We start from the raw sequence: 1,040 nt of genomic DNA on the forward strand, positions 1-1,040 counted from the left end.
CGCGGCATCGCCGTGCGGATGAACAACGGCGTCCAGTTCCTGATGAAGAAGAACAAGGTCGACGTGATCTGGGGCGAGGCCAAGCTGACCAAGCCCGGCACGATCGCGGTCGCGCCGACCAAGAAGCCGGCGATGCAGCCGCAGGGGCCGGTGCCGAAGAACGCCAAGGGCGAGGGCACCTATACCGCCGACCACATCATCGTCGCGACCGGCGCCCGGCCGCGCGCGCTGCCTGGCCTCGAGCCGGACGGCAAGCTGATCTGGACCTATTTCGAGTCGATGGTCCCGGCCAAGATGCCGAAATCGCTGCTGGTGATGGGCTCCGGCGCCATCGGCATCGAATTCGCCTCCTTCTACCGGACGATGGGCGTCGAGGTGACGGTSGTCGAGGTGCTGCCGCAGGTCGTTCCCGTCGAGGATGCCGAGATCGGCGCCTTCGCGCGAAAAGCCTTCGAGAAGCAGGGCATGAAGATCCTGACATCGGCCAAGGTGACCAAGGTCGAGAAATCGGCCGACTCCGTCACCGCCCATATCGAGGACGAGAAGGGCGGCAAGCAGACGATCACCGCCGACCGCATGATCTCGGCCGTCGGCGTCGTCGGCAATATCGAGAACATCGGGCTCGAGGCGCTCGGCGTGAAGACCGATCGCGGCTGCATCGTCATCGAYGATTTCTGCCGGACCAACGTCAAGGGCATCTACGCCATCGGCGACGTCGCCGGCCCGCCGATGCTGGCCCACAAGGCCGAGCATGAGGCGGTGATCTGCGTCGAGGCGATCAAGGGGCTGCATCCGCATCCGATGGACAAGCTGATGATCCCGGGCTGCACCTATTGCCACCCGCAGATCGCCAGTGTCGGCCTGACCGAGGCGAAGGCCAAGGCCGCCGGCCATGAGATCAAGGTCGGCCGCTTCAACTTCGTCGCCAACGGCAAGGCGGTCGCGCTCGGCGAGGACAGCGGCCTCGCCAAGACGATCTTCGACGCCAAGACCGGCAAGCTGCTCGGCGCCCATCTGGTCGGCCCGGAAGTCACGGAACT

At 65.6% G+C, this 1,040-nt stretch carries 1 protein-coding gene; it reads left to right on the forward strand.

Features of this window, described 5'->3' with window-relative positions; translation table 11 throughout:
* On the forward strand, positions 1-1,040 hold a 1,040-nt coding region (locus AC1DIN_RS29875), incomplete at both ends, for a dihydrolipoyl dehydrogenase (protein WP_476812353.1).

Source organism: Allobosea sp. 05T438 (assembly GCF_056396025.1).